The organism is Algoriphagus sp. UBA3586 (genome assembly GCF_002376385.1).
Taxonomy (GTDB): Bacteria; Bacteroidota; Bacteroidia; order Cytophagales; family Cyclobacteriaceae; genus Algoriphagus; species Algoriphagus ornithinivorans.
In genome coordinates this window covers 39,370-55,229 of sequence record NZ_DFMT01000018.1, presented here as the reverse complement: position 1 = coordinate 55,229, position 15,860 = coordinate 39,370, and the positions used below count along the sequence as shown (strand labels likewise).

Annotated in this window: 15 protein-coding genes; 8 read left to right on the top strand and 7 right to left on the bottom strand. The window is 39.7% G+C overall.

What is annotated here, in order from left to right:
• Positions 1–97 precede the first annotated feature (97 nt).
• Complete coding sequence (locus B2906_RS06890; RefSeq protein WP_219957782.1) at positions 98–1,063, bottom strand: Fic family protein; 966 nt, start codon at positions 1,061–1,063, stop codon at positions 98–100.
• A gap of 125 nt (positions 1,064–1,188) precedes the next feature.
• Between B2906_RS06890 and B2906_RS06885 the strand changes: the two genes are divergently transcribed.
• A complete protein-coding gene (locus B2906_RS06885) occupies positions 1,189–2,268 on the top strand; it encodes a glycoside hydrolase family 43 protein (protein ID WP_219957783.1) in 1,080 nt (359 codons plus the stop codon).
• 87 nt (positions 2,269–2,355) lie between these two features.
• Here B2906_RS06885 and B2906_RS06880 read toward each other — a convergent pair whose 3' ends face one another.
• Complete coding sequence (locus B2906_RS06880; protein WP_219957784.1) at positions 2,356–3,330, bottom strand: polyprenyl synthetase family protein; 975 nt, start codon at positions 3,328–3,330, stop codon at positions 2,356–2,358.
• Positions 3,331–3,475: 145 nt separating this feature from the next.
• Between B2906_RS06880 and B2906_RS06875 the strand changes: the two genes are divergently transcribed.
• From B2906_RS06875 to B2906_RS06865, 3 genes are all read left to right on the top strand, one after another.
• On the top strand, positions 3,476–3,976 hold the full coding sequence (locus B2906_RS06875; protein WP_144605895.1) for a DUF4199 domain-containing protein: 501 nt from the start codon (positions 3,476–3,478) through the stop codon (positions 3,974–3,976).
• 65 nt (positions 3,977–4,041) lie between these two features.
• Positions 4,042–5,739: a 1-acyl-sn-glycerol-3-phosphate acyltransferase gene (locus B2906_RS06870; protein ID WP_286936318.1), complete on the top strand. Its 1,698-nt coding sequence runs from the start codon at positions 4,042–4,044 to the stop codon at positions 5,737–5,739.
• Positions 5,717–6,775, top strand: a complete 1,059-nt coding sequence (locus B2906_RS06865; RefSeq protein ID WP_219957788.1) for an NAD(P)H-dependent glycerol-3-phosphate dehydrogenase — start codon at positions 5,717–5,719, stop codon at positions 6,773–6,775. The genes B2906_RS06870 and B2906_RS06865 overlap by 23 nt, the downstream gene beginning before the upstream one ends.
• Before the next feature lie 49 nt (positions 6,776–6,824).
• On the opposite strand, the gene B2906_RS06860 is transcribed toward B2906_RS06865, so the two are convergent.
• Together B2906_RS06860 and fbp are read right to left on the bottom strand one after the other, a co-directional pair.
• Positions 6,825–7,994: a PQQ-dependent sugar dehydrogenase gene (locus tag B2906_RS06860; RefSeq protein WP_286936303.1), complete on the bottom strand. Its 1,170-nt coding sequence runs from the start codon at positions 7,992–7,994 to the stop codon at positions 6,825–6,827.
• Positions 7,995–8,063: 69 nt separating this feature from the next.
• Positions 8,064–9,101, bottom strand: a complete 1,038-nt coding sequence (fbp, locus tag B2906_RS06855; protein WP_286936298.1) for a class 1 fructose-bisphosphatase — start codon at positions 9,099–9,101, stop codon at positions 8,064–8,066.
• A gap of 58 nt (positions 9,102–9,159) precedes the next feature.
• Here fbp and B2906_RS06850 point away from each other — a divergent pair, with 58 nt between their 5' ends.
• Positions 9,160–10,428, top strand: coding sequence for an aspartate kinase (locus tag B2906_RS06850; protein WP_219957791.1), 1,269 nt, complete (start codon positions 9,160–9,162; stop codon positions 10,426–10,428).
• Between the two features lie 119 nt (positions 10,429–10,547).
• Positions 10,548–11,657 (top strand): Gfo/Idh/MocA family protein, encoded by a 1,110-nt coding sequence (locus tag B2906_RS06845; protein ID WP_219957792.1) that lies wholly within the window; start codon positions 10,548–10,550, stop codon positions 11,655–11,657.
• On the opposite strand, the gene B2906_RS06840 is transcribed toward B2906_RS06845, so the two are convergent.
• Genes B2906_RS06840 through B2906_RS06830 form a run of 3 tightly spaced genes read right to left on the bottom strand, consistent with a single transcriptional unit; the run spans position 11,649 to position 13,505 of the window.
• A complete protein-coding gene (locus tag B2906_RS06840) occupies positions 11,649–12,155 on the bottom strand; it encodes a GNAT family N-acetyltransferase (protein WP_219957793.1) in 507 nt (168 codons plus the stop codon). The two genes, B2906_RS06845 and B2906_RS06840, sit on opposite strands and share 9 nt — an antisense overlap.
• On the bottom strand, positions 12,155–13,027 hold the full coding sequence (locus tag B2906_RS06835; RefSeq protein WP_286936278.1) for a fructosamine kinase family protein: 873 nt from the start codon (positions 13,025–13,027) through the stop codon (positions 12,155–12,157). Before B2906_RS06835 ends, B2906_RS06840 begins: the two co-directional genes overlap by 1 nt.
• The gene (locus B2906_RS06830) at positions 13,020–13,505 is read right to left on the bottom strand and encodes a low molecular weight protein-tyrosine-phosphatase (RefSeq protein WP_219957794.1); all 486 of its coding nucleotides are present in this window, start codon (positions 13,503–13,505) and stop codon (positions 13,020–13,022) included. Before B2906_RS06830 ends, B2906_RS06835 begins: the two co-directional genes overlap by 8 nt.
• Before the next feature lie 170 nt (positions 13,506–13,675).
• Between B2906_RS06830 and B2906_RS06825 the strand changes: the two genes are divergently transcribed.
• Both B2906_RS06825 and rsgA read left to right on the top strand, forming a co-directional pair.
• A complete protein-coding gene (locus tag B2906_RS06825) occupies positions 13,676–14,917 on the top strand; it encodes a 3-deoxy-D-manno-octulosonic acid transferase (RefSeq protein ID WP_219957795.1) in 1,242 nt (413 codons plus the stop codon).
• Entirely contained in the window at positions 14,914–15,837 is a 924-nt protein-coding gene (gene rsgA, locus B2906_RS06820; RefSeq protein ID WP_219957796.1) for a ribosome small subunit-dependent GTPase A, read from the top strand. Before B2906_RS06825 ends, rsgA begins: the two co-directional genes overlap by 4 nt.
• Positions 15,838–15,860: the final 23 nt, after the last annotated feature.

Sequence of the window (15,860 nt, the reverse complement as noted above, 5' to 3'; positions counted from 1 at the left end):
GAGATGTCCAACCACCAAAATGTAATGTTTATGGTTATGAAAGAAACAATCGGGATGAAAATCAAAATAAAACTAAGCATGTAAGGATGCGCAAATTCTAGTAATAAATGGGATTTATAGTGTATTTAACCTGATTTCCTTTTCCTTCAGTTGAGAGGATTTTGTTTTCCACCGCTTTCTTCAAATCTCGACTTGCTGTGGCTGTGGAAATGGTCTTAAACACTTCCATGTAGTCTTTTCGAGTGAATTGGCTTTTTCCCAAAGATAGAAAGTAGGTCATTCGATCCTCCGGATTGATGGTTTTTCCTTTGACTCGAAGCAGGTCTTCGAGTGCAGCATCGAGAATTCGGAGCATGTACTCGATGAATACGGTCGACTTTCCCATTTTGTCACTCAGCGCGAGAGCCTCGTAATACTCCGATTGAGTTCTGTTAATCAATGTTTCAAAAGGCAAAGATTCGAAGACAGGATACTTTTCCTTTAGAATTATCGTCTGCCAAAGCCTACCCATTCTTCCATTTCCATCCAAAAAAGGATGAATGAACTCCATTTCGTAGTGAAATACACAGCTTTTTATTAAGACAAGTTCTTGGTCCTTCTTCAGGTAATGAAAAAGATCTTTCATTAGTCCAGGTACATTTTCAGCAGGTGGTGCCAGATGTGTCACTTGCGAACCCTTGACCACTCCCGCTCCTCGAGTTCTATATTTTCCGGGATGTTCGATCAATCCGTTCATCAAAGTTGCGTGTGCAGAAAGGAAGGATTTTTCTGAAATTGATTTCAGTGAATCCAATTTTTCATAAATGGAAACTGCGTTGAGCACTTCCAAAATATCTTTTTGCGGCCCAATCACCCGTTTGTCTTCTAAAATTGCCGTAATCTGATCCTCACTTAAGGTATTTCCTTCTATTTGAAGCGATGAGTGAATGGTCTTGATTTGGTTTTGCTTCCGGAGTTGGGGAGAAGGTTTGCTTAGAAAAAGCGCATTTGCCTCACCAATTTTCTCCGAAATGGAGCTTATCCATTTCAAAATCTTAGGATTGATATCGTAAGGAGGCTTCATTTATAGTATCATTTGATACTATCAAATGTAAATTCTTTTAAGAAAATTTGATAATGTTTTCCCGTAGGTTTTTCTAATGCCTTTTCTTATTTTCAAAATCAAACCCATTCAAACCTAATTTAACCATGAAATTTTCAAACCAATTCTTAAGCTTATTCCTGCTTTTAGCAGCTTGTTCTCAGCCGAAAAAAACTACTGAAACTGAGGTTGAGTCAGAACCCGAACCTATATTCGCCCATTCACCCTTAGTCCAGCATATCTACACAGCCGATCCATCAGCTCATGTTTTCGAAGGAAAGCTATTTGTTTACCCTTCCCATGATATAGAAACGGATGTGGAAGAAGATGATATGGGCTCTCATTTTGACATGAAAGATTACCATGTTTTCTCTATGGAGAAGGTTAATGGGCCTGTCACTGACCATGGAGTGGCTTTGAAATTGGAAGATATTCCTTGGGCAAGTAGACAGTTATGGGCTCTGGACGCTGCCGAAAAAAATGGAAAATACTATCTCTATTTCCCAGCAAAAGATAAACAGGGGATATTTAAAATTGGGGTCGCCGTTTCAGATCGCCCAGAAGGTCCATTTAAACCAGAGGCAGAACCAATCAAAGGTACTTTCAGTATGGATCCTGCTGTTTTTCAGGATCAGGAGGAGTATTTTTTGATTTGGGGAGGAATCTGGGGAGGACAACTTCAATGGTATGAAGATCAAAAACTCGTTGAGGGAAGAAAGGGTCCAATGGATGGGCTACCGGGGCCAGATCAAAAAGCTTTGATGCCATACATTGCCAAATTGGATGATGCAATGACCGGTTTGGCAGAGAAGCCGAAGGAGATTTTGATCCTGGATGAAAATGGTGAAGCAATTAAAGCAGGAGATAATGCTCGAAGGTTCTTTGAGGCTGCCTGGATGCATAAACATGATGGGAGATACTATCTATCCTATTCAACGGGTGATACACATTTTATAGCCTACGCCATTGGAGATAGTCCCTATGGTCCATTTACTTACCAGGGAAATGTCTTGGAACCCGTAGAAGGTTGGACTAATCATCACTCTATTGTCAATTTCGAGGGGAAATGGTATTTATTTTATCATGATACAGAGCTTTCAGGTAAAACACCCTTGAGAAATATCAAAATGGCAGAATTGGTCCATTTACCTGATGGAAAAATTCAAACGATCAATTCTTATGAATAGTCATAAGCCTGACTTGAAAGCGAACTTTGATAAGATAAGCTGAGTCAAAAAGTGTTTTAGAAAAAAAATAAGACCTTCGAAGAGGTCTTATTTTTTTCTTTCTATTGTATAGCTGACTAAAGCTGAAAGTGAGGCTCGGTATTCAGATTCTGGGAATCCTTCCAAAATGCCCAGAGCTTCCTGATAAAATCCATTCATTTTTTCCTTGGCATACTCTAAACCTCCACTCTTTTTTACAAAATCAATAACCTGATTTACAGCTTTTTTATCGTTGGATTTATTTCGGATGAGGTGGATGATTTTCTTTTTTTCTAACCAATCCGCCTTACTCAAAGCAAATATCAAAGGCAAAGTCATCTTTTTCTCTTTGATATCAATCCCTACAGGTTTCCCGATTTCTTCTTCTCCGTAATCAAAAAGATCATCTTTGATTTGAAAGGCCATGCCCACCTTTTCTCCGAATTCACGCATTTTGCTGACCATTTCTAGGTCTCCATTGACACTTGCTGCACCAACAGCACAGCATGAAGCAATTAGACTGGCTGTTTTTTGACGGATAATTTCATAATATACTTCCTCGTCTACATCCAGTTTTCTGGCTTTATAGCTCTGAAGCAGTTCGCCTTCCGACATTTCTTTGACTGCATTGGAAACAATCTGGAGCAAATGAAAATCCCCGTTATCCACTGAAAGAAGCAATCCTCGGGAAAGCAAATAATCCCCAACAAGGACAGCGATTTTATTTTTCCATAATGCATTGACCGAAAAAAAGCCCCTGCGATAATTTGCGTCATCCACGACATCATCATGAACAAGTGTTGCCGTGTGAAGCAACTCAATCAAAGCAGCCCCTCTGTGGGTGGAATCATTGATTTCTCCACAGACTCCAGCCGTCAAAAACACAAACATGGGCCGCATTTGTTTGCCCTTCCGCTTTACGATATAATTGGTGATATGATCGAGCAACTTCACCTTGCTTTTCATGAAGTCACGGAATTTTTGTTCGAAAACAACCATTTCCGACTCGATCGGCACCTGTATTTGTTTGAGATCTGGTTTCATTGGGATTTGCTGGCGTAAAAATAATACCCTTTAGTTCCTAGACAAGGGATTCTATTTGATACCTGAGAAACAACAGAAAAGTATAAACGTTTCTGAATTTTTGTAATTTGTATAAATATCGCCCCATCACCTAACCCAAATCACTATGAAAAATATTAAGATAGAGCTCAAATGGGCATTTATTTTCATTCTGACTATGCTATTGTGGATGTTATTTGAAAAATCCATGGGCTGGCATGATGAAAAAATAGCTGATCACGCTACCTACACGAACTTCTTTGCTATCCCTGCGATTTTGGTTTATGTTTTTGCCTTATTGGATAAAAAGAGAAATACATATTTTGGGCGAATGAGCTACAAACAGGGGGTGGTCACAGGTCTGATCATGACCCTAATTATTGCTTTACTCAGTCCCATAGCTCAATATGTGATCAGTACCTATATCACTCCCGAATATTTTAGCAATGTAATCGAACATGCAGTGACCAGTGGAAAAATGACATTAGCTGACGCCGAAGCCTATTTCAATTTAAAAAGCTATATGGTTCAATCCCTGATTGGAGCAATAGTCATGGGATTGATTACCACCCTGGTAGTGGCTTTATTCCTGAAGTCGAAATCAGAGCCATCTGTTCCTAAGGCTTAAGATTCCCGCTACAAGTTCATTTTCCTTATCTTTGGCATTCACTTTTATAAAACCCATTTTCCATTTTGGAGGAGAAATATATCAAACATCGGTACGAGCCAATTTTGCCCAGCAAGGATGAATGGCCTGTCGTAAAATTGGCTAGGGAGAGAAAGGAATTTGTTTCCAGAGTTTCAGCCAGTGCGCAGGATAAAATTCTTACTCTGACGGGCAAAAACCCTGATATTCTCAAAGAGGAACTGGAGACAACCTTATACAGGGAAAAGCTTAGAATTAAGCAAAACCCCTGGGTTGTTGACCCGGATGATGAGGGTGAGTTTTGGGGGAAAGTCAAAGCTGCATTATTGCAGATCAATTCAGAGACCAAGCTGAATAGAAGTAAGAGGCTGGAGGCCTACAAGGAGATTCTTGAAAGAATCACCAATCGTTATTCTGAGGAAATTGCCAGTAATTTCAATCATCAACATTATAAATTTACCAGAAGCGTAGTCACTTATGGCTTTTCCAGATTACTGAATGCTGCCAGAGTAAAAGGGTTTAAATCCATATTCAGTAACCAATATACACTTCAGGATAAAATCCAGATCACAGGCGAAACGGATCAATTGAGGGATTTGGCAACCAAAGGTACTATAGTCATGGTTCCAACTCACTTTTCAAACTTGGATAGTATTTTGATTGGTTGGATTATTTCTGTTTTGGGCTTGCCTCCTTTTATTTATGGAGCAGGTCTTAACCTGTTTAATATCTCGATTTTTGCCTATTTCATGAATGCCTTGGGTGCCTATAAGGTGGATAGGAGGAAAAAGAATCTTATGTATCTGGAAACCTTAAAGACTTATTCCAAAGAAGCGATACAGTTTGGATGCCACTCTTTATTTTTTCCGGGAGGAACCCGGAGCCGAAGCGGCATGATTGAGTCCAAGTTGAAATTAGGACTGTTAAGTACTGCCATCGAAGCGCAAAGAACTAATTATCAGAATGATATAAATGATATTTCCGGTAAAATCTTCATTGTGCCAGTGACTATCAATTATCATTTTGTACTGGAAGCACCAAGTTTGATCAAAGACTATCTCAGCATCACCGGACAGGAACGCTATTACAAAGAGAATGACGAGTTTTCTAATTCCTACAAGATCTCCAAGTTCTTAGTAAAATTCTTTACCAAAGGTTCTGATATTTCAGTTTCTGTAGGGAAAGCCATGGATGTGTTGGGGAATTATGTGGATGAAAATGGAGATAGTCTTGATAAATACGGACGAAAAATTGACCCTCGAGATTATTTTATTTCCAACAACCAGATTACTGTAGATCAGCAGCGGGAGGAAGAGTATACCAATATGCTTGGAAAGCGCATAGTTGAGGAATTTCATAAAATCAACCGGGTATTCAGTTCACATTTAGTGGCCTTTACTGCCTTCGAGCTGATCAAACTGCGAAATAATAAATTGGACCTTTTCGATTTGATACGCTTGCCTGAGGAAGAAATATTTTTGCCCTATCAGGAGTTTAGAGAAGCCTGCGAAATGGTTTATGAAAGAATTCTATCACTAAAGGAAGATGGGCAGATTAATATTGCTCCGCACATGAAAAGATCTATGGATGAGATTATTTCTCATGGATTGGATAATGTGGGAATGTATCATGCAAAAAGACCTTTGATTAAAAATCGTCAGGGAGACATAGTCACTGAGGATATGAGTTTATTATATTTTTATCACAACAGACTACATGGATATGGCCTTGAAAAACTCTTCTAAATCTAGTACCATAGGCGTAGTAGGAGTAGGTAGCTTTGGTACGGCCATAGCCAATATGCTTGCTGAAAAAAGCGAGGTAATGGTCTATGCCAGAAAGCCAGAAGTAGTTGACGAAATCAATACCCAAAGCAGTGCCCAAGGTAAGGCCTTGCATGCCAGCATTCAGGGGACTTTTGACCCAGAAACTCTTTGTAAAGAGTGTAATATTCTTTTTTTTATGGTTCCATCTTCTGGTTTTCAGGAGGTTGCAAGAAAGTTTGCCCCATTTCTACATCCTTACCATTTGGTGATTCATGGTACCAAAGGACTTTGTTTGAATCTCCCAGAAGGTCAAACTTTAGACACTGTCAAAAAAATCAAAAGAAGCCAGATATTGACCATGAGTGAAGTAATCCAACAGGAGACAGTTGCTGTCAGGGTGGGATGCCTAGCAGGCCCTAATTTGGCTAAAGAGCTTAGCAAAGGTCAGCCGGCTGCTACCGTAATTGCCAGCAAGTACAATGAGGTAATCATGGAAGGCCAGCGACTTTTAAGGTCTGATAAATTTCAGGTTTATGGTAATTCGGATATCATTGGGGTGGAGCTTAGCGGAGTATTGAAAAATATCATTGCGATCGCTTCAGGGGCTTTGGCTGGGCTTGGTTTGGGAGAAAATGCCCGAGGGCTTTTGATTTCCCGAGGCATGGTGGAAATGGCTCATTTAAGTAATGCTTTAGGAGGAAGTTTAAAATCCGTCATTGGACTTGCAGGAATAGGAGACTTGGTAGCGACTTGTAATTCCGTGGATTCCAGAAACTTTACGGTAGGATATAGATTGGCCAAAGGCGAGAGTTTGACAGAGATTCAAGCCAGTATGGAAGAAGTGGCCGAAGGTGTCAATACAGTAAAAATCATCAAAGGGTTTTTGGAAGCAGCGGATTTACGCGCTCCGATTACAGAAAACTTGTACCGCGTACTTTTTGAAGATTTGGAAATTGAGGAGGCGCTCCAGTTTTTGATGAAGTACCCATTCAATGTGGATGTTGATTTTGTCTAAGTAATTAATAGAAAAGAAAAAAGCTCTCAGTATTTGAGAGCTTTTTCTGTTATCGGATCGGGATCAATTTGACTAGGAGTCCAGTGCCTTCTGTGATGGCATACAAATAGCCATCAGGGCTTTCGGAAACCTGTCTTACTCTACCGATATCTTGGAGCATCACTTCCTGCGATAGGGCTTTAGTGCCTTCCATATCTACTCTATTGATGTGCATTTTAGCTAATGCTCCAATTAAAATATCTCCTTTCCAAGCTGGATATTTATCGGAAGTAACAATAGTCATCCCGCATGTGGCAATAGAAGGAACATAGTAGGTTACTGGTTGCTCCATTCCTTCTTTTTCTGTGATATCTGTGATTGGAGTTCCGTCATAATTTTGGCCGTAGGTGATTACTGGCCAGCCGTAATTTTTGCCTTTTTCGATCAGGTTAAGCTCATCGCCACCCATTGGTCCGTGTTCAGCCTCCCAAACTCTGTCATTAGCTTTATCATAAACCAAGCCTTGTGGGTTTCTATTTCCGTAGGTCCAAATGGATTTGATAGCATTCGGCTCATTCACAAATGGGTTGTCAGAAGGGATTCTGCCATCATCATGGATTCTGTGAATTTTACCATGAGAATTGGTCAAATCCTGCGCATTGGAAGGAGTGTCTCCTCGATCTCCGTTGGAGAAAAACAAATAATTGTCTTTATCAAAAACAATTCTGGATCCATAATGTCTTCCGCCTTCCCACTCTGGAGTAGTTTCAATCAATTCTTCCTGTTGAACTGCTTGATTACCCTCCAGCTTGAATCGCATGATGGTTGTAGCACCTTTATTTCCTCCTTTTGGTTTGGCATAAGAAATGTAAATCCATCCATTTTGAGCATAATTTGGATGAGCTTGAACATCCAGTAGCCCAGCTTGATTTACCTCATGTACCTTGGGTAGCCCCTGAACTTTTTGACCGGTGAATTTGTCGTTTTCAAAAATCAGAATTTCTCCTTTTCGCTCAGTCAAAAGCATTTTTCCATCAGGTAGCCAGGTCATTCCCCAAGGACTTTCCAAATCAGAATAAAGCGTGTCTACATTGATCAACATTTTCTCAGTCTGAACCGCAAAAGTTTCATCAATTGGCTCATCACTGGCTATGTCAAGATCATCTTTCGAATCACATGCATAAATGGATAGAGAACTGGCAGCTAGTGCTAGTCCCAAAAAGGTTTTGTTTAGTTTCATATGTTAAGAATTTGGAGTGTGAAGATAAAAACATCCAATTTACTAAACCTCAAAAACCAGCCATTAGTTCTAAAGATTTACAGCTTCCCTTTTCTTACTTAAAAATCCCATAGCTTCATCCACCATTTTCTCAGACCCTATCCAAAGGGGAGTTCTCTGGTGAAGTGTCTCAGGCTGAATATCTAAAATTCGCTGTGTTCCATTCGTTGCTTTTGCCCCTGCTTGTTCGGCAATAAATGCCAAAGCATTAGCCTCATATAGCAGCCTTAATTTTCCATTGGGATTTTTTTTGGTTGAAGGATAGGCATAAATTCCCCCTTTCAATAAATTTCTATGAAAGTCAGCGACCAATGAACCGATATATCTCGCAGAATATTGAGACTTTTTGCAATGGTCAACGTAGTTTTTTACACCTGGGGTCCATTCTAATTCTGAACCTTCATTAATGGAATAGATTTTTCCATCTTTAGGCGCTTGTATAGCTGGGTGAGAAAGGAAAAATTCTCCGAGGGAATTTTCGTAGGTAAACCCATTTACACCAAACCCTGTGGTATAGACCAACATGGTGGAGGAGCCATAAAGCACATACCCAGCAGCAACTTGCTCTTTTCCGGGCTGCATGATATCTTCTTCTTGTATAGGGCTTCCCACAGGTGTTTTTCTTCTGTAAATTGAAAAAATGGTTCCTATGCTGATATTTACATCAATGTTGGAACTGCCATCAAGAGGGTCTATCGCGACTACATATTTTCCCGAACCGTTTTGTAAATCTATGACTGAATCTTCTTCTTCAGATACAATTGCGCAAACTTCCCCGCCTTTACTGAGAGCTCTCATAAAACGTATATTGGCTATTACGTCCAACTTCTGTTGCTCTTCACCTTGTACATTGGTTTGACCAAATGCACCTCCGATATTGGCAAGGCCTGCGCGATTCGTCTCTCTATTGACTATCTTGGCAGCTAAAGCGATGTCTCGAAGTAGTTGGGAAAGTTCACCGGAAGCAAAAGGGAAATCACTTTGCTTAGATTTGATAAATCGGTCCAGAGTTGTTCCGACAGAATAAGCCATCCCGCTTTGGTCTGGCTGATAAGGAAGAATTTTCATGGATTAGAAAAGTACAATATTTGGGTTTATATACTCTCGAAATTAGGAATAATATTTTATGACCAAAACACAAATTTTCAAATTTGGAGGAGCTTCTGTAAAAGATGCCTCAGCAGTCAAAAACTTAGCTGAAATTTTGCGTAATCGATTGCGAAAAAATATGGTAATCGTAGTTTCTGCCATGGGTAAGACCACTAACGCATTGGAGAAATTACTGGAACTGAGAATGAAAGAAGAAGATATTTCTTCAAATAGTACAATTTTAAAAAATTATCATTTAGAGATATGTAAAGATTTGTTCCCCGCAGATCACACGATATTTCCTAAGTTGGATAATTACTTTTTGCAATTGGAAAAATTGTTAGTGAATCCTATAACCAAAGATAATTACGATGAATATTATGACCGGGTAGTGGCATTTGGGGAGTTAATTTCCAGTAGAATCGTAATGGAATATCTCTGTGAAATTGGCTTGGTCTCAGTTTGGCAAGATGCCAGAGAATTTATTTCCACCAATAGTGATTTTAGATTTGCGAAAATCAACTGGGAAAAGACCAGGCAGAATTGCCAAAAAAATCTGAAGTCGATTTTAGATCAGTTTCCAGTCGTTACCCAAGGTTTTATCGGAGCTGACACTGAAGGTCGAACCACGACTTTAGGAAGAGAGGGGTCTGACTTTACCGCAGCCATACTTGCTACAAGTTTAGATGCCGGCTCTGTGACTATTTGGAAGGACGTACCAGGAGTATTAAATGCAGACCCTAAGCTGTTTGAGGACACGCAGCTTTTTGATGAACTTGATTACCAGCAGGCTGCTCAAATGACCTTTTATGGGGCTTCGGTGATTCATCCCAAAACCATCAAACCCCTGGCTAATTCTGGTATCCCCTTATTTGTAAAATCTTTTTTGAAACCAGAAGCTGCCGGTACAAAAATCTTTCAACTAGGAAAACAAAATCCAATTCCTACCATCGTTTTAAAGCAAAATCAAATTTTAGTCACGTTTCGGGTGACGGACTTTACCTTCATTGAAGAGGAGCAAATACATACTATTTATGAGCAGTTGAATGTACTCAAACTTCGGGTAAATTTTCTTCAGACTTCGGCGATATCAGTTTCGATTATTATAGATCAGCAACTTTTCAAATTAGAGCAGCTTGTTAATTCCTTAAAAAATAAATTCATCATTAGATACAATGAAGGATTGGAGCTTTTGACTGTACTGCACCCCGACAGAAAGGATTTCAGCGATCTCAATCCGGGATATGAAATCTTGTTGGAGCAAAGTACGAGAAACACAGTCCAGTTTGTCAGAAGAAAAGAGTAATTCCGAAAGGTGGATTTTATGGATCATGCTGATAATATGGATTTCGCAATCTTAAACTTACCAATGAGAAGAGAAATCATTTTTTATCCGTATTTTTCAATAAATCAACCTATTAATCCATGAACTCAAGAAGATCTTTTCTCCAAAAGGCAGGTGCAACGGCTATTGTGCTTTCTACTCCAGCAATTTCTGTTTTTTCTAGCCCTATTTCCGAAATATTCGATCAGGATAAAATTTTGAGGGTTGCCATTATGGGATTGGGAAGTTATGGTACCAGAGTCGCAGAAGCGATGCAGGATTGTAAGCGGGCAAAACTGGTAGGTGTGATCAGCGGGACTCCGTCCAAAATTGCCATGTGGCAATCTAAATATGGAATTCCTGCCAAAAACTGCTATAACTATGAAAACTTCGATGCCATTAAGGATAACCCGGATATAGATGCCGTTTATGTGATCACACCAAATGCCTTACACAAAGGACAGGTTATCCGAGTAGCTAAGGCGGGCAAGCATGTTATCTGTGAAAAGCCTATGGCTGTGAATGCTTCTGATGCAGCTGAAATGGTTTCTGCTTGTGATCAGGCTGGAGTGAAATTATTGATCGGATACCGAATGCATTTTGAAGCAAATACGCTGAAGGCGGTGGAAATGCGAGAAAAAGGAGAGTTTGGAGATATCAAATTTTTCCAAGGATTGAGCGGATTTAAAATTGGGGATCCGACTCAATGGAGGCTCAATCCAGAATTATCAGGAGGGGGCGCAATGATGGATATCGGTATATATTCAATCAATGGTGCGAGGTATATGGTAGGGGAGGAGCCGATTTGGGTAACTGCTCAGGAAGTGAAGACCGACCCAGTCAAGTTCAAGGATGGGATTGACGAAACCATCACATTTCAGATGGGCTTTCCTTCTGGGGTAGTTGCTTCATGCCTTTCTACTTACAGCATGAATAATTTGGATAAATTCTTCTTAAATGGGACCCAAGGCTTTGCAGAAATGCAGCCTTCCACAGGCTATGGTCCGATTCAGGGAAAAACCCATAAAGGTCCTTTGAATGAGCCCCATGTCACTCATCAGACGACCCAGATGGATCAGATGGCTGCTATAATTTTTGATGGTGTCACTCCCAAAATCCCTGTTGACGGAAGGGAAGGCTTAAAGGATATGGTAATCATTGATGCGATTTTCGAAGCTGTAAAAACAGGCGAGAAAGTTCTTTTAGGCTAAATTTTCCAGATTCAGCTGCATAAAAACTAGGGTCAGCCACTTATCAAACTTAAATGATACTTCAGGAAGTCTTGCAACTTCTTTGAATCCCAATCTTTCATGAAATCGATAGCTTCCATGATTTTCAGAATCCATGCCAGCTATCATTACATGATATCCTTGGTCTTTAGCCAGATAAATCAATTGTCTTAGCATAGCGGTCCCTAAGCCTTTTCCTTGGGCGGAGTGATCCAAATAGATACTGTGCTCTATAGTTCTGTCGTATCCGGGTTTGGCCCTAAACTTCCCATAAGTCGCATAGCCCACTACTTTCCCATTCATTTCACCCACTAGAATTGGGATATTGTCATTTAGTTTTTGATCGAAATTCCGGGAAACTTCCTCGTGCGTTTTTACATGGTAATCATAATTAAAAAATGTATTGAGGATACTATCATTGATTATTTCCAAAATTGCTTTGCAATCTTGGCTTTGATAGGGGCGGATCAAAAAGCTCATCAACGAAATCGGTTTACAATTTTTTCTATTCCAGGTAAGTAGGCGACGCCAAATAGATTCAAATGTACCAATAAAGGATACAAATTGTATATGCCCATTCTGGATTCAAAACCTGGTTCTAAAGGTAAAATCGATTCATAGGATTCATAAAACCTGTTGTCAAAACCTCCAAAAAGTCGGCTAAATGCTATATCCATTTCCCGATGACCAAAATATACTGCAGGATCAATCAAGCAGGGTTCTCCTTGACTGGTTGCGATTACATTTCCAGACCACAGATCTCCATGAAGAAGCGCCGGTTTTTCATCCGGAAAAACAGATTCTAGTTTGGGATAGATTTCTTGAAATCTTTTTAAGAAGTCGAGCGGAATCAAGCGGTCAAAATAAGCTTTCCCTAACAATGGCTCCAGTCTTTGTTCTATGAAAAAATCCAACCAAGAATCTGATGTCAAATTTTTCTGATGAAGGGAGGCGATGTAATTGTCATTTTCCAACCCATATTTTTTTTGATTGGTCAAGTGTAAATGAGCTAGACCCAATCCTAAGTTTTCCCAATAGTCGAGTTGATATCTTCCGGAAGGGATAAATTCTGACAATAAATAATTGTAATCACCTACTCTTCCACATCTTAAGACATTTGGGATTTTGATAAAAGTAGATTTTCTAAGTAAGTCCAAGCCCTCTGCTTCTTTGTAAAGAATGTCCTTCTCATGGTCAAAATTGAGCTTGAGAAAAAAACTGCCTTCATTACTATCCAGCCTTATTCCTTGGTTGTGGCTGCCAGCTGCAATTAATGAAGCGGACTTGAGTTCGGCTAAGGGTCCTAAACTGTCAAAAAGTACTTGTTCATAGATCTCATTCAGATCAAGCATAAAGCTGATGGGTGACTTTTACTTGATTCAAAAAGTGGTCTATTGCCTCATCCAGTATTCTATAAATCTCCAAGAAACCTTCTTCTCCTCCATAGTAAGGGTCAGGAACAGAAAGGCCTTCATTTCCTGGTACAAAATCCCGCATCAGATGGATTTCCTTGTCGGGAAACCCACACTTACTTTTCATGGTATTCAAATTTTTGAGATTGCTCTCATCCATCGCAATGATGTAATCAAAATCCCTGAAATCAGTTCTATTTACTTGTCTTCCTCGATGTTTGATGGGAATTTTATGCAGTTCGGCGCATTTCAATGTTCGTTCGTCAGGAAGCTCTCCTATATGAAAATCAGAAGTGCCAGCGCTGTCAGATTTAAAGTGAACCTCTACACCGGAATTTTTAATTTTTTGATTGAATATTGCCTCTGCCAGGGGCGATCTACATATATTTCCAAGACAAACAAATAGTACTTTAATCATTTGAAATAACAGTCTGAATTTGGTGGGTGGCTTAACAGTAACATTGAAAATAATTAATTTTTGGTGGAATTTCACCCTTCGCTCTCTCTTTTTTTGAAGAAAGCTGAAGAAACTCCTTTTCCAAAAACGTGAAACAAAGGAATTTTGGGATTAAAGCCTAATTTTGAAAGATGAAGTGGGTATATAATCTTGGAATGCATTTATTGAGTTTTGCATTGCCTCTGATTTCATTGTTTTCCGAAAAGATTCAACTTTTTTACAAAGGCCGTAAAAATCTATTTACAGATCTGGAAAGTTTTAGAAAAGCTAACTCTGGGCCCTTAATATGGTTCCATGTTGCCTCGCTGGGAGAATTTGAACAGGCTAAACCTGTCATCTCCGGATTAAAGCACAGCTTTCCTAATCACTTGATAGCGGTAAGTTTTTATAGCCCCTCCGGATTTATTCCAACTCAAAAAAAGTCCCCAAATGAGGTGGATTACATTGGTTATTTACCGATAGATACAGGTAAAAATGCCGCAAGATATCTGGGTATTCTTCAGCCGAAGGTGAGCTTTTTTGTGAAATATGACTTGTGGTTTAATTTTCTTCAATGTTTGAATCAAAAGAAGATCCCTACATTTCTGATTGCCGCCTCATTTAGAGATGATCAAATTTACTTTACGAGGAAAGGCTTCTTTCGGACTCCGATTTTAAGCTTTAATCATATTTTCTGTCAAAATGAGCACAGTCAATCCCTTTTGAATCAAATAGGCTATAGAAATCACAGCCTTTCAGGTGACACCAGGTTTGATAGAGTTGCTGAGAATGCGATGATGGCAAAAGAGTTCCCAGAGATCACTAAATGGGTGGGAGATTCAAAAGTCATGGTATTAGGTTCTGTTTGGGAGGAGGATATGGACTTGTTGATTCCGCTTATCAATTCCAATTCGGACTATCAAATTATCATTGCTCCTCATGATATTAAGTCAAAGCATCTTCAAACTTGGGGTAATCAAATTCAGACTAAGACGCTTTTTTATTCTCAATGGGATCAAACTGAGAAATCCCCTATTTTAATTATCGATAATATTGGGATGCTCAGCAGGCTTTACCAATATGCCACAATCGCTTATGTAGGAGGTGCATTTGGAGAAGGGTTACACAATATCCTCGAACCCATAGGTTTTGGTGTTCCTGTTATCTTTGGGAAAGTAAGAAAAGTAAATAAATTTCCGGAAGCTGAAGAAGCAATAGCTCAGGGCTGTGGGTTTTCAGTTAGGGATGGAGAGGAGTTAAATGAAAAATTTGATGCTCTCAAAAACCCCTTATTTATGCAAAATGCAAGACAAGCCGCTAAAAACTGGGTTGAGTCTCAGCTAGGGGCATCTGCTAAAATTCTTGCCTATACCTCTAAATATCTGAAATCATGAAAGGGAGAGTGATCAAGTCTACAGGGAGCTGGTATACTGTACAGGTTGACCTAGAGATGATTCAGGCCAGACTTAAAGGAAAGTTCAAACAAGATGAACTCAAACTAACCAACCCCATTGCGGTGGGCGATTGGGTAGGCTTGGATTTAGAAGAAGGTCAGGCTACTGGAGTGATTCGGGAAATTTTTCCCAGAGAAAATTATGTGATTAGAAAATCCACCCGGAAGCAGCATTTTTCTCACATCATTGCCAGCAACCTCGACCAAGCCATGTTGGTGATAACCATGAAAAACCCCAGAACCTCTCTTGGCTTTATTGACAGGTTTTTGGTAAGCACGGAGAGTTTTAGAATTCCCGCCATTTTAGTGGTAAACAAGATGGACTTGATGGAAGGGGAAGACGCTCAAGATTGGCTGCAGGATATTCATGAAATATATGAACCATTGGGATATCCTGTGGTCGAGGTTTCAGCCCTGGAAAACCAGCAATTGAAGGATCTTCTGATTCCTCACCTTCAAGGAAAATCCACTCTAATCTCAGGTCATTCTGGTGTGGGGAAATCTACTTTATTGAACAGGTTAATTCCTGATGCAAGACAGGAAACCAAAGAAGTCTCAGGCTACAGCAGTAAGGGGGTTCACACAACCACCTTTGCAGAAATGTTTTTTCTCAAAGAAGGAGGAGACTTGATAGATACTCCCGGAATCAAAGAATTTGGAATATTAGAAATCGAAGAATATGAGCTTTCTCATTACTTTCCTGAGATGAGGGCGCATTTGGGAGAGTGTAAGTATAATAACTGCCAGCATGTAAATGAGCCGGGATGTAAAATTCTCAAACAACTGGAAGAAGGATACATTCACCCCTACAGATACGAAAGTTATGTGAACATTTTAAATGAAGAAGATTCACACCGTTAAGTCATAATTTTGAAAGCAGGGTA

Excerpts from the sequence above, each read along its gene's own strand:
- B2906_RS06825 (WP_219957795.1), top strand. The coding sequence starts at position 13,676 with ATGAAGTGGGTATATAATCTTGGAATGCATTTATTGAGTTTTGCATTG.
- B2906_RS06835 (WP_286936278.1), bottom strand. The coding sequence starts at position 13,027 with ATGCTTGATCTGAATGAGATCTATGAACAAGTACTTTTTGACAGTTTA.
- B2906_RS06885 (WP_219957783.1), top strand. The coding sequence starts at position 1,189 with ATGAAATTTTCAAACCAATTCTTAAGCTTATTCCTGCTTTTAGCAGCT.
- B2906_RS06890 (WP_219957782.1), bottom strand. The coding sequence starts at position 1,063 with ATGAAGCCTCCTTACGATATCAATCCTAAGATTTTGAAATGGATAAGC.
- B2906_RS06830 (WP_219957794.1), bottom strand. The coding sequence starts at position 13,505 with ATGATTAAAGTACTATTTGTTTGTCTTGGAAATATATGTAGATCGCCC.
- fbp (WP_286936298.1), bottom strand. The coding sequence starts at position 9,101 with ATGAAAATTCTTCCTTATCAGCCAGACCAAAGCGGGATGGCTTATTCT.
- B2906_RS06875 (WP_144605895.1), top strand. The coding sequence starts at position 3,476 with ATGAAAAATATTAAGATAGAGCTCAAATGGGCATTTATTTTCATTCTG.
- B2906_RS06865 (WP_219957788.1), top strand. The coding sequence starts at position 5,717 with ATGGCCTTGAAAAACTCTTCTAAATCTAGTACCATAGGCGTAGTAGGA.
- B2906_RS06840 (WP_219957793.1), bottom strand. The coding sequence starts at position 12,155 with ATGAGCTTTTTGATCCGCCCCTATCAAAGCCAAGATTGCAAAGCAATT.
- rsgA (WP_219957796.1), top strand. The coding sequence starts at position 14,914 with ATGAAAGGGAGAGTGATCAAGTCTACAGGGAGCTGGTATACTGTACAG.
- B2906_RS06860 (WP_286936303.1), bottom strand. The coding sequence starts at position 7,994 with ATGAAACTAAACAAAACCTTTTTGGGACTAGCACTAGCTGCCAGTTCT.
- B2906_RS06880 (WP_219957784.1), bottom strand. The coding sequence starts at position 3,330 with ATGAAACCAGATCTCAAACAAATACAGGTGCCGATCGAGTCGGAAATG.
- B2906_RS06850 (WP_219957791.1), top strand. The coding sequence starts at position 9,160 with ATGACCAAAACACAAATTTTCAAATTTGGAGGAGCTTCTGTAAAAGAT.
- B2906_RS06845 (WP_219957792.1), top strand. The coding sequence starts at position 10,548 with ATGAACTCAAGAAGATCTTTTCTCCAAAAGGCAGGTGCAACGGCTATT.